Here is a 22,255-nt window from a genome sequence, read left to right as displayed (position 1 = left end):
ATTTACAGCGTGTCCCGGGAGGATATTCCCCGCTGGTGGCCGGCCGCCGGGCACCGAATGAATCCAGGGTCGGTCATGAGATTGGCGATATTGACCAAGATTATGTCATAAATGCCGGTTCCCAGAAAAACAGAGGTATGAGAGGCTGTCAGCAACAAACAGGAGACCCAGAATGACCGACACCCTGATCGACCGCCGCGACCTGGCGTTCCAACTCTACGAAGTCCTCGATACCGACAGCCTCACCACCCGCGAGCGCTTCAGCGAACACAGTCGCGACACCTTCGATGCCGTCATCGAAACCGCCGACAAAATGGCCCGGGAAAAGTTTGCGACCCATAACAGCGCTGCCGACAAGGACGAACCCAAATTCGTCAACGGTGAGGTAGAGATGCTGCCCCAGGTCAAGGAAGCCTTCGACGCTTACGCCGAAGCGGGCTTTATCGCCGGCCGTTACGACTATGACCTGGGCGGAATGCAACTGCCGGAATCCGTCATGGCCGCCTGCAACGGCTTCTTCACCGCCGCCAACCCCGGCACCGCAGGCTACCCGTTCCTGACTACCGCCGCCGCCAACCTCGTCCGCGTCTTTGGCAACGAGCAGCAGAAAACCACCTTCCTGCCGCACATGCTCTCCGGCCGCTATACCGGCACCATGGCCCTCACGGAACCCCACGCTGGCTCATCCCTGGCGGATATTCGCACTTCCGCGACCCCCACGGACGATGGCCACTACCTGATCAAAGGCGCCAAGATCTACATCTCCGGAGGCGAGCAGTCCATCACCGAGAACATCGTTCACATGGTGCTGGCGAAAATCAAAGGTGCTCCTGCCGGCGTGAAAGGCATCTCCCTGTTCATCGTGCCCAAGTTCCTGGTGGACGAAGAGGGGAATCCCACCGAACGCAACGGCGTCAACCTCGCCGGCCTGATTCACAAGCTCGGCTACCGTGGCACCACATCCACCGCCTTGAGCTTCGGTGATGACGCTCCTTGCCACGGTTATCTGGTTGGCGAGCCTCATCAGGGCCTGAAATACATGTTCCAGATGATGAACGAAGCGCGAGTCGGAGTAGGCTTTGGTGCGGCTGTGGTCGGCTATCGCGGCTACATGCACAGCCTGGAATACGCCAAAGACCGCCTCCAGGGCCGCAAAGCCAGCGAGAAAAACCCGGAATCCCCCCAGGTGCCGATCATTGATCACGCCGACGTACGGCGCATGCTCCTGGCCCAGAAGGCCTACAGCGAAGGCGGCCTGGCCCTGTGCCTGTACGGCGCTCGCCTGATGGATGACCAGCATACCCATCCTGACGAACAGAAGCGTCAGGAAGCCGGCAAGCTGCTCGACCTGCTTACCCCGGTCATCAAGGCCTGGCCCTCCGAATACGGCCCCAAGGCCAACGATCTGGCGATCCAGGTCTACGGCGGTGCTGGCTACACCCGGGAATATCCGGTGGAGCAGTGCTGGCGAGATAACCGCCTGAACCCCATCCACGAAGGCACCAATGGCATTCAGGCCCTGGACCTGCTGGGCCGCAAAATCTGGCAGGATCAGAGCCACGGCCTGCAACTGCTGATGCAGGAAATGCAGGTGGATCTCGAGGCGGCAACTACGGATCGCTGCCAGCAATGGGCGCTGTCACTCAGCGAAACCCTGCAGCAGGCAGTCAAAGTCACCCAGGACTTGGGCAAATCCCTGATGGGTGGCGACGTAGACAAACCACTGGCCAACGCTGCCTGCTACCTGCACCTGTTCGGCCACATCATTGTCGCCTGGATGTGGCTCCGCCAGGCCAACGCCGCCGCCAATGCCCTGGCGTCCGCCAACAGTGACGATGAGCGCAACTTCTACCAGGGCAAACTCCAGGCCGCCCAGTACTTCTTCCACTGGGAGTTGCCGACAGTGGCGCAGGATCTGGTTCTGCTCCGTAATCAGGACGATACTTGTCTGAACATGAAGTCCGAGTGGTTCTGACCTGATGCTTCCATACTCCAGGCCTGAGAGTCCTGGAGTTAGCGCAATGGAAAGTTCCGCAAGTTGGTCAACCAGAGTCTGGAATGATCAGAATTCCATTTCCCGAGCCTGTTGCCGGATATATTGCGGAAGTATGGCGCACGGGCGACGGGGTGGTCGTTACGGGACCGTTGAGGGCCATGGACGGCCCGAAACGAGCCTACAGGGACGTACTTGTGGGCGTGTCCCGGAACGACCACCCCGTTGACCGTGCCACCCCGCAGCAAGCAGGCTAGGTTCCCAAAGTTGAGGGCACATCAAATGTCACTGGTACACGTGGAAAAACGGGGCCACATCCTGTTAATCGGTCTGAACCGCCCGGAAAAAATGAACGCCATGAATCGGGCGATGTACCACGAAATCGCGGCGGCCTATCACCAGTTGGAAAACGACCCGGACCTGAGGGTCGGTCTGATGTACGCCGAAGGTGACCACTTCACCAGCGGCCTGCAACTGGACGACTGGGCGGGTGTATTTGCCGACGGCACGGGCATTGAACCGGGGGAGGGCGAACTCGACCCCTTCCACGTCACCGGCGAAGGCCTCACCAAACCGGTTGTTTTCGCCGCCCAGGGCATCTGTTTCACCTGTGGTGTCGAAATGATGCTCAACACCGACATCCGCGTAGCCGCCAAAGGCACCCGCTTCGCACAGTTGGAAGTCAAACGCGGCATCTTCGCCTGCGGTGGCGCGACCATTCGCCTGCAGCGGGAAATCGGCTGGGGCAATGCCCAGCGCTACCTGCTCACCGGCGACGAATGGACCGCCGAGCAGGCTTTCCAGTGGGGGCTGATTCAGGAATTGGTGGAGCCGGGCGAGCAGTTCAATGTGGCCATGGAGATTGCTGAGAAAATTTCAAAAGCCGCGCCGCTGGGTGTTCAGGGCAGCCTGAAGTCATCAAAAATCGCTGTCAGTGAAGGGCAGGAGGCCGCGAAGCAACGGTTGTTCCCGGATCTCCGGCCGGTCATGGCCAGTGAGGATGTAAAAGAAGGAATCCAGTCTTTCCTGGAAAGAAGGGATGCGGTTTTCAAAGGAAGGTAACTCCGGACTCTGAGCGGGCGGCTGGCAACCAAGTCCGAGCGGACAGCAGGGAGCGTCTTTCCGAAACCGTCTGTGGCCAGGGATGGCCACAGCCGAGCCCTACATGGACGTACTTGCGGGCGTGTTTCGGAAAGATGCTCCCTGATGGCCGCATGCACCAGGGCTGGGTTTCTAGGCGGCCTCCTCTGAAGCAGAAGACTCTTTCCGGGCCTTGGCCTTGGCAGCCACCTCAGCTGCATAATCGGCATACTTGGCCATCAGCTCCGCCTTGCGGTCAGGATCCCAGTTGATCTTGTCCAGATCCCCCTCGTAGTGCTCAATCACCCGCTTATCCATCATCTCGTACCACTGGGATGGCAAATAGGCTGGCACCAGCATGGACGCATAACCGCCCGGCAATTGTGGCGCATCCTCAAAGTGACGCAATGCCTGGAAGCTGCGGGTCGGATGCGCATGGTGATCCGAATGGCGCTGTAGCTGATACAGGAACAGGTTGGTCACAATGTGATTGCTGTTCCAGCTGTGGGACGGCTGGGTGCGTTCGTACTTGCCCTTGGCATCTTTCTGACGCAGCAGGCCGTAGTGCTCCACATAGTTCACCGTTTCCAGCAGACTGGCGCCGTAGGCCGCCTGTGCCGCCAGGAACGGAATGGCGCGGGGCCCGCATACCAGAGTAGTGGCACCGAAGAGCCCGGCACTCATCGCCCAGCCCTGCAGCAGCTCATTGTCCAGACTCCAGAAGCCCTTGCCCTTACGTGCCAGGCGCGCCTTCTCGATCTTCACGGCAGACTTGATACCGCCCACCACCGTGCGCGGCAGGAACTTCCAGAAACTCTCGCCCATACGGCTGCTGGCCGGGTCCTCGGGTGTTGCCACGCGTTTATGGTGGCCAAAGTTGTGCTCCACCACAAAGTGGGTGTAACCGGTTGGCGCCAGCGCCGCCATGGCCATCAGCTTGTTCAGCTTATTGGACTTGTGCCCCAGCTCATGGGCCGTGTTGATGCCAATACCGTTTACAGCGCCAACCGTCAGGGTAATGCCAATCCGATCCGCCAGCGGCGTTTTCTTGCGGCTTGCCAGCCAGGCGCCCATGAACGTCATGGCGTATTGGGTTGGAATAAAAGCCTTCACGATCCGGTCGTAATACTTGTCCTGCTCCAGGGTCTTCACCGCCGACTCCGGCGGGTTGCTCTTGTCCTCGCCTACGGCCCGGTCCAATGCGGGAATGATGCCGTGAACCAGTGCCGGGCCGGTCCAGGCCAGGGCCCGGAGTTTTTTCGGTGCGATGGCATACCCCGCCAGGGCAGCCAGACCGATCCCCGGCAGTGCCGGCCCCATCAGCCACAGGTAGCGTTTGGGGTCCTTCCAGTCCTGCCCCGCCTTGTTGGAGGAGGGCATTTCCTCATTCGCACTGACATTGACGGTTGCATCAGCTGTCTGGCAATCCAGTTTGTCACGGGTTTTTGTATTCATTGTCGGGGCTCCAGTCATCAGGATGTGATTTCACTTTATGTCGGACAATCTATCAATGCAACAGTAATCTTTATCACAATGGGTCAGAAACAGGTCATCGTGAAATTGGCAAAGCAATGGTTTATGGACCACACTGACAAGGCAACGGTCACGACTCACAGGGAAGCGTCAACTATGGCCTCGGGAAATCTCTCCAGCGCACCGCCATCGGTCCACTGGTCTGTTCACCAGTTTCTGCGGGAGCATCTATCGTCCGCGCGGCTTCTGGAAATCGTCTATCGGGACGATGCCGGTCAGGTCCAGATAGTCCACGATGTTATCCGTGACCTGTTCAGCCGGGCGGGTCGGGAATTCGTACTGATCGGCAGGGGGCAGATGCTTCGGCTGGATCATGTGGTCATGGTGGATGGCGTGGAAATATCCAGCGGAATTGGCTGATATTCCCTCAAGTCTGGTTAACTGGCTGTATGAGCTAACAAAAGAGTAATCCCCCGGTAATTGCCTCCCATGCAGCGGCGGCCCTACACTCGTCTCCGTTGTTTACATTCGCCAACGAAAGGACATGGTATGAACAAGCTAACTTTGAGTGCATTGGCTCTGATTATGACGCTGGGTCTTGCAGCTTGCAGTCAGGAAGACGAGGGTGCCGATTTTGATGAGGCCGCCGACAACGCCGGTGAGATGATGGACGATGCCGGTGATTCAATTGAGGAAGGCGCTGAAGAGATGACCGGTCAGGACGAGAGCGCCATGGGTGAAATGCAGGAAGGTGCAGAAGACGCGGCTGATGAAATTGGCGAGGCAGCCGACGACGCTGGCGACGCCATGGAAGAAGGCTACGATGAAGTTACTGAAGACGAAAAGTAAGTAGCGGCTGACCGCAGTTCAGAGAAAACCCGCTCCATGATAATGGAGCGGGTTTTTTTGTGTATGGACGACTGAAATGGGGTGTCAAAAAACGGTAAAGAGACTGACTTCTTATTGTCCACAGCCTGTCATTTATTGAGCTGACACTGTCCTCTGATCATTACACACCTAATAACCTGATTAGAGAGGCATTCATGGCCAAGCAAGACCTTGATCCCAACTATCTGGATCCGAATTACGAACCGGTGGTCAATCATTCCGGCAACACATCGTTTACGTCCGTGTTGGCGTCGCGAATGGAGCGCCGCACCCTGATGAAGGGCACAGTAGGTGCCGCACTGACCAGTTTGATGGGCATGGGGCTGGTCGGCTGTTCTGATGATGACAGCGACGATGACAATGACAACCTGGATGGGGGTTCCGGCGGCGTTGAGGCTACAACAGAGCTTGGTTTCAAGGCGGTCGCCGTTTCCGATCAGAACCGGGTGGTAGTGCCCGAGGGCTACACAGCGACGGCCTTTGTGCCGTGGGGAACGCCGTTGACCGGGAGCTACCCGGCTTACCTCCCGGATGGAACCAACACCGGGGCTGACCAGGAAAACCAGGTGGGCATGCACCACGATGGCATGCACTTCTTCCCGATTGATCAGAAAGCCGGGGGCAACAGCTCTACGGAAGGCTTGCTGGTGATGAACCATGAGTACATCAACCAGTCAGCGTTGCACCCGTCCGGGGCCACGACCAATGGTGACGGCACCCGACCGGCAGACGAGGTTCGCAAAGAGGTTGCCGCCCACGGCGTGTCCGTTATCCATATCAAGCAATCCACGGATGGTGAGTGGGAAGTCGTCCATGGCAGCCCTTTCAACCGCCGGGTTACCGGTGGCACTCCGATGGATATCCGCGGACCACTGCGTGGTTATGAGAAACTCTTCACCAAATACAGTCCCACGGGAACCGAGACCCGGGGCACATTGAACAACTGCTCCATGGGGCCAACACCCTGGGGCACCTATCTGACGGCGGAAGAAAACTGGCACGGTTATTTTGCCAGCAGTGATGCAAGCCAACCGCGTGAGCAGGTTCGTCATGGTGTGGGATCGTCATCACGGTACGACTGGGAGCTGGCTGACAGCGCAGAGGACCAGTATCTGCGGTTTGATGTGTCGACCAAGGAGGCTTCTGCCGATCTCGACTACCGCAATGAAGCCAACACCTACGGGTTCATGATGGAGATTGATCCGTTCACGCCGGAAAGCAAACCACAAAAGCGGACAGCACTGGGACGTTTTGGCCATGAGGGCGTCATTTTCGCCCCCGCCAGGGAAGGGGAGCCGGTGGTGTGTTATTCCGGTGATGATTCCCGTTTCGAATACATCTACAAGTTTGTTTCCGCGCAACCCTACTACGCGGCAACTGCCGGTGGTTATCTCCTGGACGAAGGCACGCTCTACGTAGCGCGCTTTAACGATGACGGTTCCGGAGACTGGCTGCCCCTCTCACTGGACGATGAGGCGTTCGCAGCGAAAGTGGCTGCTGCGGTGGGCACCAACGTGGGCGATATTGCTTTTGATGGCTTTGAGAGCCAGCAGGACGTTTTGCTCAATACCCGCCTGGCGGCGGACATTGCGGGTGCAACCACGATGGACCGCCCGGAATGGGGTGCTGTGGATCCGGGAACCGGTGAGGTCTATTTCACGCTGACCAACAACAGCAACCGGGGCAAGGATGGGTATGATGACGTCAACGCCGCCAACCCGGTGGTTGAGAACAGTACCGGCCACATCATCCGCTGGATGGAGGCCGGAAGCGATCACGCCGCAACGGCCTTTGAGTGGGATATTTTCGTATTTGCCGGTGAGCAGGGCACGGAAACGGTCGTTGATGGTGAAGCGGTTGTGACCCTGGATAACACCAACATCTTCAACAGTCCGGACGGCCTGTGGTTCGACTACAACGGCCGGCTGTGGATTCAGACAGACGGAAGCTGGAGCGAGCCATACCTCAACAACATGATGCTGGCCGCCGATCCGCAGACCCGGGATATTCGCCGGTTCTTCGTAGGCCCTGTCAACTGTGAAGTGACCGGGGTTGTTACTACACCGGACGGCAAGACCATGTTTGTTAACATCCAGCACCCCCAGGGCAATTGGCCCAACGCGGATGAACCGCGTCCCCGGGACGCAACAGTCATCGTGACCCGGGACGATGGCGGGGTGGTTGGCGCCTGATCCGCGCAGTCGCAAAATCTGAAAGTCAGTCAGAACGGGCCGCCCCGACCGGGGCGGCCCGTTCTTTTAGTTGCCCTTCTTAAGTTCTGGAAACCTCCGCCGTCAAACAGCGACAGAATGAACTAAAGTATGAGATCACAACCCAGCCCAATTCAGTAAGCTCCGGAATGACCCTCAATAACAATTCTAAATCAGTAATGACATCATCGAGGTTGGCATGGGATTACTTTTGCGGCCAGTGGCTTGGAAAGGGGCGATATTTGCGGTTGTTGTTGCAATCATTGGTGTGCTGGCGGCACCCGTGACTGGCCTGGATGCCATCTCCCTGCTTGTCGGAATTCTCGTCGGGCTGGTGGTTGCTACCGGCTATCTGGTACTTCGTGTGCTGGAGCCTGTCGAGCGGGGGCTGAAGGAACTGAACTCCGGTCAATTGTCGGACGGTAACCCCATCGCGGACCAGTGTGGCCAATTGGTGTCTGATGCCAGGGTTGGCCGTGCGCTGGTGGAAACACTCTCTGGCAGCGCTGACAGGAATGCCATTTCCGCCGCCCAGGTTTCATACGCCGCAGACCAGCTCAAGCTTCGCCTGGACCGCCAGGTGGAAGAAACTGCCCAAATGGCGGATTACACCGGTCAGATCACTGAAACGGTGCGGGAGTCATCCCGCCAGGCCGCCGACGCCGCCACGATGGCACAGCAGGCGAGCCAGATCAGTGCCGAAGGCCGCCAGTCACTGACCGGCGCTATCGAAAGCGTCAGGGTGGTCCATCAGCAATCCGCTGAGAACCTACGGCTGATCCAGGAACTGAATGAAAAATCCAACCGTATTCAGGGTGTAACCACCACCATTCAGGGTATCGCCGAACAGACCAACCTGCTGGCGCTGAATGCCGCAATTGAGGCAGCCCGGGCGGGGGATCAGGGTCGTGGTTTTGCAGTCGTTGCCGACGAAGTACGGCAACTGGCCGGTCGGACAGCGCAGGCAACAGGCGAGGTCGCGGAGACGCTGGAGGAAATCCGCACAGACACCACATTGATTGTGTCTCGTATCGAGGACCTGGCTCGGAGTGTGGAAGCAGGGCTGACGTCCGTAGAGAGTGTGGGAGAACAACTGGATCAGATCCGCGACCAGTCGGATCACTTGCAGCAACAGGTTGCCCGCATCGCTGAGAGTGATCAGAACAACGAACAGAGCCTGGAGAAGGTGTTTACTGCTATCGGCACGGTGCGTGATCAGATTTCCGAAAGCGACAGCAGCGTGGAGTCGCTGGCGGAGCAGGCCGCTACCCTGATGGAGCTGGCGGAGAAGGCAAACGCTGCGTTTGCCCTCAACAGTGATGCCAGCTATCACCGCTTCTTTTACCAGCAGGCAAGGGAGGGGGCGGACCGCATCGGGCAGCTGTTCGAGCAGGCTATCCGTGACGGCAGAATCACGGAGGGGGCGCTGTTCGACAAAACCCGCAACCCGATTCCCAATACCCGGCCACAGAAATATTCCAGTGCCTTTGACCAGTTTACCGATCAGCACCTGCCGTCGGCACAGGAGCCCGTCAAGGATTCACACAACGCCGTGGTGTTTGCCATTGCCGCCGCACCGGATGGGTACGTGCCCACCCATAACCGGAATTTTGCCCATGCCCCGACCGGCGACCCCGATGTGGACCTGGTGAAAAGCCGTAGTAAGCGGTTGTTCAATGACCGTACCGGCGCGCGCTGTGGCAATCACACCGAAGACATGTTGCTGCAGACCTATCGGCGGGATACCGGAGAAATCATGCACGACCTGTCGGTGCCGGTATTTGTGAATGGTCGCCATTGGGGCGGTTTCCGGGTTGGGTACCGTCCGGACAATCACTGAGGTGCGATTCCTTCCGTGCCAGGCGCCTTATGGTAGACTCCAGTCATTGTATTGACCGGAGTAACCTGTGACCGAGCCAGAATTCATTCCCGCTGATTCTGATCCCGACGCCCGCCGATCCGACCCCGCCCGGAACCTGGCTGTCGTCGTATACATCCTCCAGGGCCTGTTCTTTTTCGCCGGTATAACGCCGCTGGTTGGAGTGATCATCAATTACGTCAAGATGGATGACGTAACAGGCACCTGGATAGAGCCGCATTTTCGATGGCAGATCCGCACCTTCTGGATCGGGCTGTTGTGGTTGGTAATCGGTACGCTGACCGCTCCCCTGATCATTGGCTGGTTTTTTTGGCTCGGCATCGCGATCTGGTTTATTTACCGGATCGTAAAAGGGGCGCTGGCATTGAATGATGGTAAGGCACCATAAGTTACTAAAGATAACAAATATGTGATCTATGCTCTTGAACAATTAAAATTTCTTTGTTTTTTTAGATTTTTTTCTGCCAAAAAACGGTCGCGATCAAACCTCATATATGGACGGGTTTTTGCCGGCCTGTTTCCCCGACGGTAACACCCGTCTTGTTTCATCTCCCATAGCAAATTAAAAAATCTTTTATTTTCAATTGTGTATGTAGAATCATACTTCTCTCATTCCTGATCATTCTTTTGAGTTCCCTCTAGTTCTTTCGTTGTCACCCAAAAGTGTCATGGCATCTGTTTCTTTTTGTAAGCGGCAGCCAGGCCAATTCTCTCCAATATTTGTCCTATACTCTGGGCAGTTAGCGTGTGGGTTTACTCACATGGTGGCTACCGTAATGACAATAAGGGAGAGCGTTTGGAATGAGGAAGCCGATACAAATACCTTCGTTGTTGGCCGCAAGCTTGCTTGTGACGCTGGTGCCCGAAATCGCAAAGGCTACAGATAGTGTCCAGCATACCCGTGAGTTTTCGGTCATGGGTGTCTATATTGAGCCGGACAGCGACCGCACTGACGAGTACGGTTCTGCCGTTCGGGTGATCTATGGTATTCGGTTGGACAAACACTGGTGGGTGGAGCCTCAGGGCTTTGCGGGTGTCATTGAAACCGGCGAGTCCGGATTCACGGATTACTACCAGCAGGGTCTGGGCGCTGATATCAGCTATCGTTTCTTTGGCGACAAGGAATTTACGCCCTACGGCCTGATTGGCGGCGGTGTTTCCCGAAATGACGTTGCCAACAATTCCTCGAGTGAGTTCGGCGGCTTTGCCAATGTCGGGCTGGGCCTCATGACTTCTCCCTTGACACAATCCGGGCTCCGTATCCGCGGTGACGCCCGTTATTTCTATGACTCCTTTGATGATGGTCTGTCCGACATCCAGTTCAGTCTGGGCCTTACAGTCCCCATCGGCGCCACTCGCAAACAAATTGTCGAGAAGACAACGGTTGTTGAGCGTGAAGTGGTGGTTGAGAAAGACTTTGCCGATTCCGATGGCGATGGCGTGGTTGATGGTGTCGACCAGTGCCCGAATACGCTGGAAGGCCTGGAAGTGGATTCGGTGGGGTGCGTCAAGACCGACCGGGAGCAATCCGTGGTTCTTCTGGGCGTCACCTTTGATTTCAATTCCGACCGTCTGACGGCCAATGCCCGGGATCTGCTGGTCCGCACCGCCGATGCCCTGAAAGGTCAGCCCGACCTGGAAGTGGAACTGGCCGGTCACACCGATAGCGTGGGGGCGGAAGAATACAACCGTGAACTCTCTCAGAGAAGGGCGGATTCGGTTCGCAATTATCTGATTGATCTGGGTGTTTCCCCGGACCAGATGACTGCCACCGGTTATGGCGAAACCCAACCGGTTCGCAGTAACGATACCGAAGAAGGGCGAGAGCGGAATCGTCGCGTTGAATTCAATGTGCTTTCCCGCTGAGCGGTAAGAGGAGTAACACCATGAAAATGACAAGATTTAATTGGTACCTGGCTTTACTGATAACGGCAGTGCTGGCTCTGGCGGGTTGTAAGTCCGACAGTAGCGGATCGGATGGAGCTGTTGGTGGTGATGTCGAGCAGTTGGACGAAGATGGCGACGGTGTTGTGAATGTTGATGACAACTGCCCTCTGGAACCCAACCCCGGTCAGGAAGATATGGATGGTGATGGTATTGGTGATGCCTGCGATGCGGATATTGATGGTGATGGCGTCGACAACTCTTTTGATGCCTGTCCTCGCAACCCCGATCCGAACTGCACTGCGGCTGATGCGGACACCGATGGTGACGGGATAAAGGATGTTGATGATAACTGTCCCAACACCTTCAATCCTGGTCAGGAAGACAGCGACGGTGATGGCGTAGGCGACGCGTGTGAGGACACAAGCGATCGTGATGGCGATGGTGTTCCCGATAGTGAAGATAACTGCCCGGACACGTCCAACAGTAGTCAGACTGATACGGATGGTGACGGGATCGGTGATGCCTGTGACCCCGTTGCGGACAGTGATCCGGATACTGCGTACTCATGTGGGACCGCGGAAAGTGCGCCGTTCAAGCCTTTCCAGTCGCCCGATGCGATTGCTACCGGAGATACTTCACTCCTGTGCCTGAATGGTTGCGTTGATAATCCCGAGAATGTTGTTGACAGTAATTTCCTTAACTCTGCGACCATCAATGTGCCGCTGAACCTTGTGGGCACCGTTGATCTTGATGCTGTTGATAATGGCGAGATCTATGAAGGGCCCAATAGATTGGGCGTGGCGGTAGTTGACCCTGATCAGCTTCTGAGTCTGGATTTACTTGGCTCCATCACGGTGACTACCGGCTTGAATGGCACGGAGCAGGAAACATTCACCGACACGAGCCTTGCGAACCTGGATCTTCTCGGTCAGTTGAATGATGGTGATGCGGGCTTCCTTGTGTTTGATACCACGGAAGATTTCAACGAGGTGACTGTTGGTGTGGGCGGTATTAACGTGGTGACCCAGTTGGGGGTTATTGCGATCTGCGCGAGTGAGAACGCACTATGACATGCTAATAAGGCAGGAATAGGAAGTGCCAGAAAAAACCCGCAGGATTTGCGGGTTTTTTCTATCTTGCAATCTTATAACGGACTTAACCAATGAACAGCGGTCAGACCGGCAGCAAAGACAAGAATGGCAGTGAGGACCCGGTACCGCCGATGACGAGGAACGAGCATCTCCTGCTCGCCCTCAGCCGTTCGGCAGTGATCCGTTGTCACGAAGCAATCATGCCCTGGCGCAGAATGTACGCTTCGGCACACAGGGCGCAATTGGATTTCTGGCAGTTTGCGGAATCATGGAGTGAGATTCCGGAATGCGGCTTGCCGTCGCGGTCGTTACGGGTGTTTACGCCCTTATAGACGTGAATATGGCGGCTCAGGGCGTCAGAGGCTTCCTGCTCGCTGTTGAACGGGCCCAGATCGGATTGCTCGCGCGTGAGGGCGTACCAGCCGAATGCGGTGCGAACCAGTCGATTGGTGTGGCTCGAAGGAATTTTCGGGTCTCGCATGTTCAATCCTCAATGGATATTTACTTCAGAACTACTGCACGAAACAACACATCCATGTTGTTCTGCTTCCCCGCAGAGTATAGACCTACCACTGCTGGCTAAATGATACGGATTGTTCATTTGAACGCATTGATTGTTGTGACGCGTATCACAGTGTTGTCGGTCAATCGCCGGTGACTTCTTTCAGGCGTAGTGCGCTGACGGCTCCCGCCAACCCCATGAATCCCAGTGTCAGGATTACCGCGACGTCTGAGACCATGGATATGAGTGCTGTGAATCCACCTGTTACAAGCAGCAGTACACCGATGACGGTGTTGCTGACAGCGGTGTAGTCCGTTCGTTTGTTACCTCCCGCCATGTCAACCAGATAGGTTTTCCGGCCAAGGCGCACGCCGGCATGGGCGATGCTCAGGATGAAAAAGGCAATCGGGTAGAACCAGACGCTTCCGGCTCGCTCTCCGGCGAGCAAGGCAATAACGCCAACCAGCAGGCAAGTTGCGCTGGCGATCGCTGCGCCGCGAATCATTACCCGCCGGCTGGATGTATCCGCCATCCAGCCCCAGAAACTGGCGCTTACGGAACTCGCCAGGCTGCTGGCCAGAAGGAACACGCCCAGCAGCCAATCGCTGTCCGCTTCCTTTTGGGCCAGAACCACGAAATAGGGAGAGGCCAGTGCGGAACACAGCAATAATGCACGGGTGATGACAAAATGGCGGAAGGGAGCGTCGTCCCGCAGCAGTGACAGGCGCTTCAGCGCTTCCGTCATGGCATTGCCGCCACCGCCGGTTTCCCCCTGGTGCTCCTGGATGTTCGCGAACAGTAGTCCGGCAATGACCCAGAGCCCGGCAGCGAGCAGAAGCAAAAGTGTATAGAAGACAATTCCCGGGTCACCACGATCCCAGAACAGCAGCGCCGTCAGCACGACGGTGGCTGAGCCGCCGATGGTTGTGGCAAGGCCCGAGAGGCGGCCGCGCCGGGTTTTTGGAATGCATTTTCCCTGCACATCCTTCATGGAGACCGAGCAGAAACCCCGTGCCAGGGAAAAGGCCACCAGCGCCGCGATCAAGCCACCACCGGCGGCATACCCTTCGAAAAACCAGATACTGGCAGCCATGGCCACGACACTGATAGCCTGGCCAAAACTGCCCAGCGTCCAGAACCACTTTCTCACGGGTTTGCGCCGTACCCAGGCCGCTATGACCATTTGTGGCACCATGGATCCGGATTCCCGGATGGGCACCAGCCAGGCGACCAGGGCTGGTGCGCCTATCGAACTGAGTAGCCAGGCGAGAACGGTTTTGGGGCTGATCAGCAAATCACCGAGCTTGGTCAGCACATTGCTGGCCAGTATCAGGAAGAAATTGCGAGGGACTTCGCGGCAGGCTTCGTCAGGAATGTCCTTACAGACCCTGGCATCCTCCTCGTTGGCGATCAGGGCGTAGAGTTGTTCTGCTGCATGACTGGACTTCGCTGACAAGTGCGCCTCCTCTGGAAACCGGAACCCGTTGGGAATGATAGCAGGGCTGGCGCAAGGGCCCCAGCCGGCTTGCTCCCGTTTTGATCTTAGGGCCTAATGCGATCATACGACGTCAGACCGCCACAGGATGTTTCATGCTCAGCTATCTCCACGGTTTCCATGCCGGCAACTTTGCCGATGTCCAGAAACACGGCGCCCAGGCGCTGGCCTTGCGGATGTTGCAGGCCAAGCCGGCTGGTATCGCCTGTTTCGACACTCACGCCGGCAGTGCGTTGTATGATCTGCGTAGCGAGCGTTCACAGAAAACGGCAGAGGCGGAGCAGGGTATCCGGAAATTGTGGGCGGCGGGTCCGTCTTCCCTGGGGGAAGATTGGCAGCCGCTGGTCAATGTCCTGGCGGATATTAATCAGGGCGGATCAGCACTGGACCAATACCCGGGTTCACCGGAATGGTTCCGGCGTTTCCGGCGCCCTCAGGACTCGTTGACCACCTTCGAACTTCACCCGACCGAAGGCCGGCACCTGGCGGACTGGGCAGGGCGCGACAAAGTCCGGGTGTTTCGTGAGGACGGCCTGAGTGGCCTGTTGCGCCAGTTGCCGCCGCCGTTACCACGCCTGCTGGTGCTGATCGATCCTTCCTATGAGGTCAAGTCGGACTATGGCGCGGTGGCGGATACGCTCGTGCGGGCCTGGCGCAAATGTCGCCACGGCGTCTATCTTGTCTGGTATCCGATACTGACATCGGGGCTGGAACAGACGCTCAAACAGGCGGTTGTGAACGGGCCGGTCACCCGGGTTCTCAGCAGCGAGATCCATTTGAAGTGCCCCCCGGACAAGGGGATGACCGGGTCAGGCATGCTGGTGGTGAATCCGCCCTGGGGCTTTGATGAGCGTCTCGCGGCGATGCTGGCCGAGGTTTCGGGTGAGGAGTGTCTGAACGTATCTGCCACCATGGACTGGCTGGTGCCGGAATAGGCCGCGCCTTTTCTGTTGTAAGAATCAGTCCCGGTCGCCAGGGTCTGACCTGCCCAGCTCCTGCTCCCATGATGAAATCAGTTCCAGCATGGTGTTGAGAATTTTTGCTCCACGTTCGCCCGCATTCTCGATGTAGGTGTCCCTGACTCCGAGGCTGGCTTTGCGGAAGCGCTCGCGTTCTTCCTCGCTCAGTCTTACCAGTGAGATGTCACGATCCTCGGTAATCTGCTGCAGTCTGGATTCGTTCAGTTCCGCCTGTTTACGGTAAATCAGCGGGGCAACGTCGGCCAGAGCGTCATCCAGCCATTGCTGCTGATCATCGGGCAGGGCTTCGTACCATTCCCGATTGGAAACCACCGAGGCAATGAACTGGGCCGGGCGGGCAAACGTCAGTGTGCTTTGAACCTCGTAGAAGCCCATCTCTTCAATGGCGAATACCGGATTGGTCTGACCGTCAATACGCTGTAGTTGAAGGTCGTTGTAGACCTGGGAGTAAGGGGTAGGGTGAGGGTCAGCGCCGTAGGCCCTGTAGGTTTCCGCGGAGATCCTGGACGTCATGGTGCGTATCTTGAACCCGCCAAAATCTTCCGGGCTGCGCAGGGGCTTGTTGGCGGTCCATACCATCCAGCCTTCCGGTACAAATCCCAGCAATTTCATGTTGCGTTCGGCATAGGGTTCGCTGAACAGTGTCAGGAGCTGGTCGCTGGCCAGAAGCCTGCGATTGACCTCGCTGTCGTCAGACAGCACATAATGCAGGGTGAACACGCCCACTTCCGGGATGGTATCGGCCAGGTGGCCGGGGGACGCGAAGGCAAGGTGAACCGAGCCGTCCTGGGTCAGTTCCGTCAACTGTGCTGAAGTGCCCAGGGAACCATAGGGGAATATGTCCAGCTCGATGTTGCCGTCGGAAATACTTTCGATCCGTTGCTTGAGTTCATTGGCGTAGAGGTGCTGAACACTGCCTTCAATTTCCTCCAGCGCAAACCGCCAGGTTACAGGATACTCGGGAACGCCATTATCAGCCCCTGTCGCCTCTTGCTTGTTGTCCTGTTGGGGGTCGGAGCAGCCCAATAGAACGGTCAGGGCTGTTGCGAGCAACAGGCTAAGCCGGGGGCAAAATGATGGCATGTCTATGTCTCCAATGACGTTTTCTGGTCCGAAACTTCCTGTCACAAGGTACCACAAGATAACAGTCGGCGTGGTTGGCCCGGATGCCGGAGCAAAAAAAAAGCCCCGCTGGGCGGGGCTTTGCGCTGACGTTGATCGCAGGGGGAGCGATTACATCAGGGCGTCAACGCGGTTGCGTACCTTCGGCTCGCTGTTATACGCGGTCGCAATCGCGTTGTAGGTCGGGATATCCAGACCAGAGTCTTCGATGACGGATACCATTTCATCGTTGGCTTCCATCTGCAGCTCCTGGGCCTTTTCCTGGGAATCTGCGTTTTCGATTTTCTCCATGTACTCGTCACGGATATCGTTGATGCCGCCTTGAGCTTCGACGAACTTCTTCAGTTCGGCATCATTGTAGTTGGTGTTCTGGGTGCCCGCAGCCGCCGGATCGCTGTAGCCTTCCTGGCCGGTCTGGGCCGGGTTCTGCTGCTGGCTTTGCTGGGCCAGGGCGGGACCGGCTGCAAGCAGGGCCATGGATACGGTCAGTGAAGTGAGAAGTTTGTTCATAGCGTTACTCCTTTCTCTGCATTTGGGCGCCACTCATTGGAGGCAGCCATTGGTTCGAAACAAGTCTGTTTCGGTACGTTTGTGTTCGTACCCACTATGCAATCAAGGTGTGTGCCAGGTTTTGCGTTGATAATAAAGTCAATAAAAACAAAGACCTACGCTTTATCTGGGGTTAACTTCATGTAATAACGGTTGTGGCGAAATGCCACATGTGGCAAAAAGGTGTGACATTTTGTCGGAGCGCGCCTCATGCAACGGCCTGTCCTGAATGCAGGAAGAATGTTTCGTTCCCTGCGCCTGACCCTGGTATTGAGCCTGGTGGTGCCGCTGATGGTATTCAGCGGGCTGGCGATATACCTGGGCTTGAGTGCTGTTGAGCGCAACCTGAATGATCGGTTGAGGGAAGACCTCGAACTTGTGGCCCGGGCGGTCAGTGGCCCCCTTTCCCGGGCAATGTCGGAGGGGGATGAGATCGTGATGGGAGAGTCCCTGGAGTCCATCTTCCGGATTGGTCGGGTGTACGGCGCCTCGGTGTTTGACGAGGAGGGCAAACAGATCGCCAGTCTCGGTGTGGCAGACAGTGACGTTGCCAGCAGTGAAAGTGCCGAGCAGGTCATCTCAAGTGGTGAACTGGGCGGCGCGTTTCGCCGGGTGGATGGTGAGTCGGTGTTCTCTCAGTTTACACCGCTGGTGGCCGGGGACGGTCGTATCCAGGGGTTGTTGCAGATTACCCGCAAGCGCAGTGATTTTCATGAGCTGGTCGCATCCAGTCGTTTGTGGGCGATAGTCATCTGGTCGTCGCTGTCGCTTATCGTCATTTTCGTGGTAGTGCTCGGGCATTACGGCGCGGTGGGGCGTCATGTCAGCCGGTTGCTGGAGATCATGTATTCCATGGCGCCGGGCCACTGGCGAGTGGATGCGCTGCCGGGCGGTCCCCGTGAACTCAGGCAGATTCATGAGGGGCTTAAGGATATGGGCGAGCGGATGGCTGCTGCGGAAGCTGAGATCAGTGAACGGGTCGTCCGGGAGAGGGAGCTGGCGGAACAACTGGAGTACCAGGAAAAGGTGGCCATGATCGGTCGTGTTGCCGGCGGCGTGGCACACGAGCTGGGGGCGCCCCTGAATGTGATCCAGGGCCGGGCAAATATACTGCGCCGTACCGGCTTGCCGGAAGGGCAGGGTCGACACCTGGACGACATTGAACACCAGGTGGAACGTATGACGCTGATTATCCAGCAGTTACTGGATTGTTTTCGTCATGTCCCGGATTCACGAAGAGATACGGATCTGGCGGCGGCTCTGCGTGAAGTGACGGATCGCATTTCTGATGATCCCAAATGTTCTGCAAAAACGGTCGTGACCCATGGTCTGAATCAGCTGGCCGGGATCAAGGCTGAACCGACCCGCCTCGAGCTTGCCTGTGTCAATGTCGTCCGCAACGCCTGCCAGGCCAGCAGCAGTCGTGTTGAAGTGTCTCTGTTGCAGGGCGACGGTTTATGGGAAGTCCGCGTTGATGATGACGGCGAGGGGATTGCCCCGGAGGTCCGGGAGCGTGTTTTCGAACCCTTCTACAGCACCCGTCCGGCGGGAGAGGGTACAGGCCTGGGGCTCGCAGTGGTGGGCAGCGTCCTCAAGGAGCATGGGGGTTACGCCGAGGTTGGCGAAAGTCCCCTGGGTGGCTGTCGTATGAGTCTGTTCTGGCCGGGGGTACCTGCATATGAATGACAGACAGCCTGCCATCCTGCTGGTTGAGGATGATGCCAGCCTCCGTTTGTTGCTGGCGGAAGAACTGGAACTGGATGGCTATCGGGTTGAAGTGGCAGCCACTGCCCGTGAGGGGCAGCAGAAAGCCCTGGAAACCGAGCCCGATCTGATTGTTTCCGACCTGCGTCTGCCTGATGAGGATGGGTTATCGATTCTCAGAGAGCTTCAGGCTGCAGGTCATTCGGTGCCCTTTATCATCATCACTGCCTTTGGCACGGTGGATCAGGCGGTGGATGCGCTCAAGGCGGGTGCTGATGATTTCCTGACTAAGCCGCTGTCGACCGACCACCTGCGACTGAAAATCCGCCGTCTGCTGGCCCAGGCCGAAATCACCAGTGAGCTGGCCCGGTACAAATCCAGGAGCAGCGACGATGCCTCCCTGGGCCTGGTCGGCGAGAGTGCGGCCATGAGAAGGCTGCGCACGGAAATCCGACAGGTCGCCCGCAGTCATGCCGCGGTGCTGATCAATGGCGAGAGTGGCACCGGCAAGGAACTGGTCGCCCGTGCCATTCACCAGGAAAGTGAACGCCAGGCAAAGCCATTTCTGCCGGTCAACTGCGCCGGTATCCCTCATGAGCTGATGGAAAGCGAATTCTTTGGTCACGAAGCGGGTGCCTTTACCGGGGCAAGGCAGGCCCGCAAAGGACTGTTTGCGGAAGCAGACGGGGGCACCCTGTTGCTGGACGAAATCGGGGAAATGCCTCTGGCATTGCAGGCAAAGCTATTACGGGTGTTGCAGGAAGGGACCATCAAGCCGGTGGGTGCCGATCAGGAAGAAACGGTGGATGTACGCATTATTGCCGCGACCCATGTGGACCTTCTGAAAGCGGTCGAGGAAGGCTCTTTCCGTGAGGATCTGTATTACCGGCTGGAGACCCTGGCGTTGGTGGTTCCGCCACTGCGGGACAGAGGGGATGACGTCGACATCCTGGCCATGCATTTTCTCCGGGAAGCGGCGCTGCGTCATGAACGCGGGTTCATGCGCCTCAGCGAGGTGACGTCCCGCACCCTGATGGACTACCCGTTCCCCGGTAACGTAAGAGAGCTAGGCAGCGCCATTGAGCGTGCGGTGACCTTTTGCGACGGTGATGTGATCCAGCCGGAACACCTGCCTGCCAGAATACGCAAGCGCCAGGCTGAATCTCCTGCCACGCCTGCTCGACTCAATCGGGATAATCTGGCAGATTGGCCGACCCTTGAAACCCTCCAGCAGAATTACGTCAGCGACGTCATCCGTGCCGTGGGCGGTAACAAGCGCCGGGCCGCCCAGATCCTGGGAGTGAATCGAAGGACTCTTTATCGCTGGCTGGATGCCGGCACAGGGGAAAAAGAATGACCAGTCAGAAACAGGCAATGTTGTACGGCTTGGCGACGGTCCTGCTCTGGTCCACTGTGGCGACCGCGTTCAAGTTGTCCCTGCGTGAGTTGTCTCCGGTACAGATGCTGGTGATTGCCTGCTCCGCATCGGTGGTGGTGATGGCCATTATCCTGTTGGTGCAGAAGCGCTGGCATCTGGTGTTTTCACTGAGCCGTAAGCAATACCTGCAATCCATGGGCATGGGGCTGATCAACCCGTGCATTTATTATTTTGTCTTGTTCGGCGCCTTTGACCGTTTACCCGCCCAGGAAGCCCAGCCGCTGAACTACACCTGGGCCCTGGTGCTGGCCTACATGTCGGTGCCTTTTCTGGGCCAGCGACTGCGCCGGCAGGATATTATTGCCGGCCTCATCTGTTATGCCGGGGTGGTGGTCATCGCCACCCGCGGCGATGTGTTGTCACTGACTTTCTCAGATCCACTCGGCGTCGGGCTGGCCATTGCCAGTACTGTGATCTGGGCGTCGTACTGGATTATTGCCACCCGTGATACCCGTGACCCGGTGGTGGGGCTGTTTCTCAACTTCCTGTGCGGGCTGCCGGTGATCGCGGTGATCTGCGGCTTCACCGACGGCTACGACATCGTGCCGGGAACGGCGGTTGTGGCAGCGGTGTACGTCGGGGTGTTCGAGATGGGAATTGCCTTTGTGTTGTGGTCCTACGCCATGAAGAAGGCGGAGAACACATCGCGGGTCAGCAACCTGATCTTTATTTCACCCTTCCTGTCCCTGGTGTTCATCTCCCTGATCCTGGGCGAAGTGATCCTGCCTTCCACCTATGTCGGACTGGTACTGATTGTGGCCGGGCTCTGGGTTCAGCAACGCAAGGTCAGAAAGCGCATGTCACAGGTGGCGAGCGGATGAGCCGTTGGTACATTTATATGGTGAGGACCGCCAGGGGAGCGCTTTATACCGGTATAACCACGGATGTCGGGCGGCGTTTCGCCGAGCATCAGGCCGGGGCGCCGAAAGGCGCGAGGAGCCTTCGGGGAAAGGGACCGCTTGAGCTGGTGTTTACCGCCGAGGCGGAGGATCGCAGTGTCGCCTCCCGGCTGGAGTGGCATCTCAAGCAGTGGCCCCGTACCCGCAAGGAGGCGCTGGTGCGGGGCGAGATCAGTCTGCCCGGTAGCGATTGATGTGCGCCGCCGCAGTCGTCAAAGCGTTGGTTGCACGTTCCAGTTGACCGGCGTGGACCTGAAACACATGCCAGAGGCTGTTATAGATTTCCAGCGTGGTTTCGACGCCCTGTCTGCTCGCCAGCTCTGATAACTGCCGGGCATCGTTCAGCAGAATTTCCTCGCTTCCGACCTGAATCAGCAACGGCGGCAAGCCATCAAGGTCACCGTGTATGGGAGAAATCAGGGGGGTGGTTCTTGGTTGCTGCCCACAATAGGCGGTGGCAGCCTTCTCAATCCAGCGCGGTTGCAGGACCGGCTCGCGCTCCGGTGAATACAACTGCTGGTGTGTCAGGTCGACCCAGGGCGAGAAAACCGTCAGTGACGCTGGTAGCGGGCGGCCCTTGTCGCGGAGCCGCATGGCGAGGGCGATGGTCAGGCCGCCTCCGGCAGAGTCGCCGGCTATGGCGATGGACGCAGGGGCATGGCCTTCCTTTAACAAACCGTCATACACTGCCTCGGCATCATCCAGGGCGGCCGGGAACGGATGCTCCGGCGCCAGCCGGTAATCCGGGGCAATGATGGTTTGGCCGCTGGCCCTGGCCAGGTGGCCGGTGATGCCCCGGTGAGTGTCAGGGGAGCCGATGATATAGCCGCCGCCATGGAGATACAGGATAACCCCCTCCTTGGTGGCGCCATGCCGGGTTCTGACCGCCCGGATGCCGTTAACGGTGATTGAGTCGAACTTACACCCTCTGGGCGGTATGGAACTGCGATAAGCCTGGGCAATAACCTTGCGCTGGAGAGGGATCGGCACTGCCGGGTGTAGCAGGGGGCGAATCATGCGTTGCATGGTTTGCCTCAGGCCGGATTCAAGCAGGTTCTGCAGCAT

Annotated in this window: 20 protein-coding genes; 14 read left to right on the top strand and 6 right to left on the bottom strand. The window is 57.7% G+C overall.

The features are described from left to right. Window positions 1–172 precede the first annotated feature (172 nt). A complete protein-coding gene (locus ACJO3M_RS02140; RefSeq protein WP_406999296.1) occupies window positions 173–1,975 on the top strand; it encodes an acyl-CoA dehydrogenase in 1,803 nt (600 codons plus the stop codon). A gap of 300 nt (window positions 1,976–2,275) precedes the next feature. Then, window positions 2,276–3,055, top strand: coding sequence for a crotonase/enoyl-CoA hydratase family protein (locus ACJO3M_RS02135; protein ID WP_406999295.1), 780 nt, complete (start codon window positions 2,276–2,278; stop codon window positions 3,053–3,055). Between the two features lie 171 nt (window positions 3,056–3,226). On the opposite strand, the gene ACJO3M_RS02130 is transcribed toward ACJO3M_RS02135, so the two are convergent. Next, window positions 3,227–4,453 (bottom strand): alkane 1-monooxygenase, encoded by a 1,227-nt coding sequence (locus tag ACJO3M_RS02130; protein WP_406999696.1) that lies wholly within the window; start codon window positions 4,451–4,453, stop codon window positions 3,227–3,229. Window positions 4,454–4,702: 249 nt separating this feature from the next. Here ACJO3M_RS02130 and ACJO3M_RS02125 point away from each other — a divergent pair, with 249 nt between their 5' ends. From ACJO3M_RS02125 to ACJO3M_RS19245, 7 genes are all read left to right on the top strand, one after another. Next, window positions 4,703–4,966 carry a hypothetical protein gene (locus ACJO3M_RS02125; protein WP_406999293.1) on the top strand — a complete coding sequence of 88 codons (264 nt, stop codon included), beginning with the start codon at window positions 4,703–4,705 and terminating at the stop codon, window positions 4,964–4,966. Between the two features lie 129 nt (window positions 4,967–5,095). Further along, on the top strand, window positions 5,096–5,395 hold the full coding sequence (locus tag ACJO3M_RS02120) for a hypothetical protein (protein ID WP_406999292.1): 300 nt from the start codon (window positions 5,096–5,098) through the stop codon (window positions 5,393–5,395). 194 nt (window positions 5,396–5,589) lie between these two features. Continuing rightward, window positions 5,590–7,626: a PhoX family protein gene (locus tag ACJO3M_RS02115; RefSeq protein WP_406999290.1), complete on the top strand. Its 2,037-nt coding sequence runs from the start codon at window positions 5,590–5,592 to the stop codon at window positions 7,624–7,626. Between the two features lie 217 nt (window positions 7,627–7,843). Further along, window positions 7,844–9,484, top strand: coding sequence for a methyl-accepting chemotaxis protein (locus ACJO3M_RS02110; protein WP_406999288.1), 1,641 nt, complete (start codon window positions 7,844–7,846; stop codon window positions 9,482–9,484). 67 nt (window positions 9,485–9,551) lie between these two features. Further along, the gene (locus ACJO3M_RS02105; RefSeq protein ID WP_406999286.1) at window positions 9,552–9,911 is read left to right on the top strand and encodes a DUF4870 family protein; all 360 of its coding nucleotides are present in this window, start codon (window positions 9,552–9,554) and stop codon (window positions 9,909–9,911) included. Window positions 9,912–10,438: 527 nt separating this feature from the next. Further along, window positions 10,439–11,389: an OmpA family protein gene (locus ACJO3M_RS02100; RefSeq protein WP_406999284.1), complete on the top strand. Its 951-nt coding sequence runs from the start codon at window positions 10,439–10,441 to the stop codon at window positions 11,387–11,389. Window positions 11,390–11,409: 20 nt separating this feature from the next. After that, window positions 11,410–12,480: a thrombospondin type 3 repeat-containing protein gene (locus tag ACJO3M_RS19245; RefSeq protein ID WP_504362673.1), complete on the top strand. Its 1,071-nt coding sequence runs from the start codon at window positions 11,410–11,412 to the stop codon at window positions 12,478–12,480. A 208-nt stretch (window positions 12,481–12,688) separates the two neighbouring features. Here ACJO3M_RS19245 and ACJO3M_RS02080 read toward each other — a convergent pair whose 3' ends face one another. Together ACJO3M_RS02080 and ACJO3M_RS02075 are read right to left on the bottom strand one after the other, a co-directional pair. Further along, window positions 12,689–12,982: a DUF6316 family protein gene (locus tag ACJO3M_RS02080; RefSeq protein WP_406999283.1), complete on the bottom strand. Its 294-nt coding sequence runs from the start codon at window positions 12,980–12,982 to the stop codon at window positions 12,689–12,691. A 163-nt stretch (window positions 12,983–13,145) separates the two neighbouring features. Then, on the bottom strand, window positions 13,146–14,459 hold the full coding sequence (locus ACJO3M_RS02075) for an MFS transporter (protein WP_406999281.1): 1,314 nt from the start codon (window positions 14,457–14,459) through the stop codon (window positions 13,146–13,148). A gap of 134 nt (window positions 14,460–14,593) precedes the next feature. Between ACJO3M_RS02075 and ACJO3M_RS02070 the strand changes: the two genes are divergently transcribed. Continuing rightward, complete coding sequence (locus tag ACJO3M_RS02070) at window positions 14,594–15,433, top strand: 23S rRNA (adenine(2030)-N(6))-methyltransferase RlmJ (protein ID WP_406999279.1); 840 nt, start codon at window positions 14,594–14,596, stop codon at window positions 15,431–15,433. A 24-nt stretch (window positions 15,434–15,457) separates the two neighbouring features. Here the strand turns inward: ACJO3M_RS02070 and ACJO3M_RS02065 are convergent, their stop codons facing one another. After that, a complete protein-coding gene (locus ACJO3M_RS02065; protein ID WP_406999277.1) occupies window positions 15,458–16,561 on the bottom strand; it encodes a TRAP transporter substrate-binding protein in 1,104 nt (367 codons plus the stop codon). Window positions 16,562–16,711: 150 nt separating this feature from the next. Next, on the bottom strand, window positions 16,712–17,110 hold the full coding sequence (locus ACJO3M_RS02060; RefSeq protein ID WP_406999275.1) for a DUF4168 domain-containing protein: 399 nt from the start codon (window positions 17,108–17,110) through the stop codon (window positions 16,712–16,714). Between the two features lie 279 nt (window positions 17,111–17,389). Between ACJO3M_RS02060 and ACJO3M_RS02055 the strand changes: the two genes are divergently transcribed. Genes ACJO3M_RS02055 through ACJO3M_RS02040 form a run of 4 tightly spaced genes read left to right on the top strand, consistent with a single transcriptional unit; the run spans window position 17,390 to window position 21,384 of the window. Further along, on the top strand, window positions 17,390–18,835 hold the full coding sequence (locus ACJO3M_RS02055) for an ATP-binding protein (protein ID WP_406999273.1): 1,446 nt from the start codon (window positions 17,390–17,392) through the stop codon (window positions 18,833–18,835). After that, window positions 18,828–20,210, top strand: a complete 1,383-nt coding sequence (locus ACJO3M_RS02050; protein ID WP_406999271.1) for a sigma-54-dependent transcriptional regulator — start codon at window positions 18,828–18,830, stop codon at window positions 20,208–20,210. Before ACJO3M_RS02055 ends, ACJO3M_RS02050 begins: the two co-directional genes overlap by 8 nt. After that, complete coding sequence (locus ACJO3M_RS02045) at window positions 20,207–21,112, top strand: DMT family transporter (RefSeq protein WP_406999269.1); 906 nt, start codon at window positions 20,207–20,209, stop codon at window positions 21,110–21,112. The genes ACJO3M_RS02050 and ACJO3M_RS02045 overlap by 4 nt, the downstream gene beginning before the upstream one ends. Next, entirely contained in the window at window positions 21,109–21,384 is a 276-nt protein-coding gene (locus ACJO3M_RS02040) for a GIY-YIG nuclease family protein (RefSeq protein ID WP_406999267.1), read from the top strand. Before ACJO3M_RS02045 ends, ACJO3M_RS02040 begins: the two co-directional genes overlap by 4 nt. On the opposite strand, the gene ACJO3M_RS02035 is transcribed toward ACJO3M_RS02040, so the two are convergent. Beyond that, entirely contained in the window at window positions 21,362–22,255 is an 894-nt protein-coding gene (locus ACJO3M_RS02035) for an alpha/beta hydrolase (RefSeq protein ID WP_406999265.1), read from the bottom strand. The genes ACJO3M_RS02040 and ACJO3M_RS02035 overlap by 23 nt on opposite strands.

Origin of the sequence: Marinobacter alkalisoli, from assembly GCF_045449795.1 — a bacterium.
Lineage (GTDB): Bacteria > Pseudomonadota > Gammaproteobacteria > Pseudomonadales > Oleiphilaceae > Marinobacter.
Note: the sequence above shows the minus strand (reverse complement) of the source record. Positions and strands in the feature narration are given on the sequence as shown.

Coding starts and splice junctions, on each gene's coding strand:
- ACJO3M_RS02140 (WP_406999296.1), top strand. CDS start 173: ATGACCGACACCCTGATCGACCGCCGCGACCTGGCGTTCCAACTCTAC.
- ACJO3M_RS02135 (WP_406999295.1), top strand. CDS start 2,276: ATGTCACTGGTACACGTGGAAAAACGGGGCCACATCCTGTTAATCGGT.
- ACJO3M_RS02130 (WP_406999696.1), bottom strand. CDS start 4,453: ATGCCCTCCTCCAACAAGGCGGGGCAGGACTGGAAGGACCCCAAACGC.
- ACJO3M_RS02125 (WP_406999293.1), top strand. CDS start 4,703: ATGGCCTCGGGAAATCTCTCCAGCGCACCGCCATCGGTCCACTGGTCT.
- ACJO3M_RS02120 (WP_406999292.1), top strand. CDS start 5,096: ATGAACAAGCTAACTTTGAGTGCATTGGCTCTGATTATGACGCTGGGT.
- ACJO3M_RS02115 (WP_406999290.1), top strand. CDS start 5,590: ATGGCCAAGCAAGACCTTGATCCCAACTATCTGGATCCGAATTACGAA.
- ACJO3M_RS02110 (WP_406999288.1), top strand. CDS start 7,844: ATGGGATTACTTTTGCGGCCAGTGGCTTGGAAAGGGGCGATATTTGCG.
- ACJO3M_RS02100 (WP_406999284.1), top strand. CDS start 10,439: ATGGGTGTCTATATTGAGCCGGACAGCGACCGCACTGACGAGTACGGT.
- ACJO3M_RS19245 (WP_504362673.1), top strand. CDS start 11,410: ATGAAAATGACAAGATTTAATTGGTACCTGGCTTTACTGATAACGGCA.
- ACJO3M_RS02080 (WP_406999283.1), bottom strand. CDS start 12,982: ATGCGAGACCCGAAAATTCCTTCGAGCCACACCAATCGACTGGTTCGC.
- ACJO3M_RS02070 (WP_406999279.1), top strand. CDS start 14,594: ATGCTCAGCTATCTCCACGGTTTCCATGCCGGCAACTTTGCCGATGTC.
- ACJO3M_RS02065 (WP_406999277.1), bottom strand. CDS start 16,561: ATGCCATCATTTTGCCCCCGGCTTAGCCTGTTGCTCGCAACAGCCCTG.
- ACJO3M_RS02060 (WP_406999275.1), bottom strand. CDS start 17,110: ATGAACAAACTTCTCACTTCACTGACCGTATCCATGGCCCTGCTTGCA.
- ACJO3M_RS02055 (WP_406999273.1), top strand. CDS start 17,390: ATGTTTCGTTCCCTGCGCCTGACCCTGGTATTGAGCCTGGTGGTGCCG.
- ACJO3M_RS02050 (WP_406999271.1), top strand. CDS start 18,828: ATGAATGACAGACAGCCTGCCATCCTGCTGGTTGAGGATGATGCCAGC.
- ACJO3M_RS02045 (WP_406999269.1), top strand. CDS start 20,207: ATGACCAGTCAGAAACAGGCAATGTTGTACGGCTTGGCGACGGTCCTG.
- ACJO3M_RS02040 (WP_406999267.1), top strand. CDS start 21,109: ATGAGCCGTTGGTACATTTATATGGTGAGGACCGCCAGGGGAGCGCTT.
- ACJO3M_RS02035 (WP_406999265.1), bottom strand. CDS start 22,255: ATGCTGCAGAACCTGCTTGAATCCGGCCTGAGGCAAACCATGCAACGC.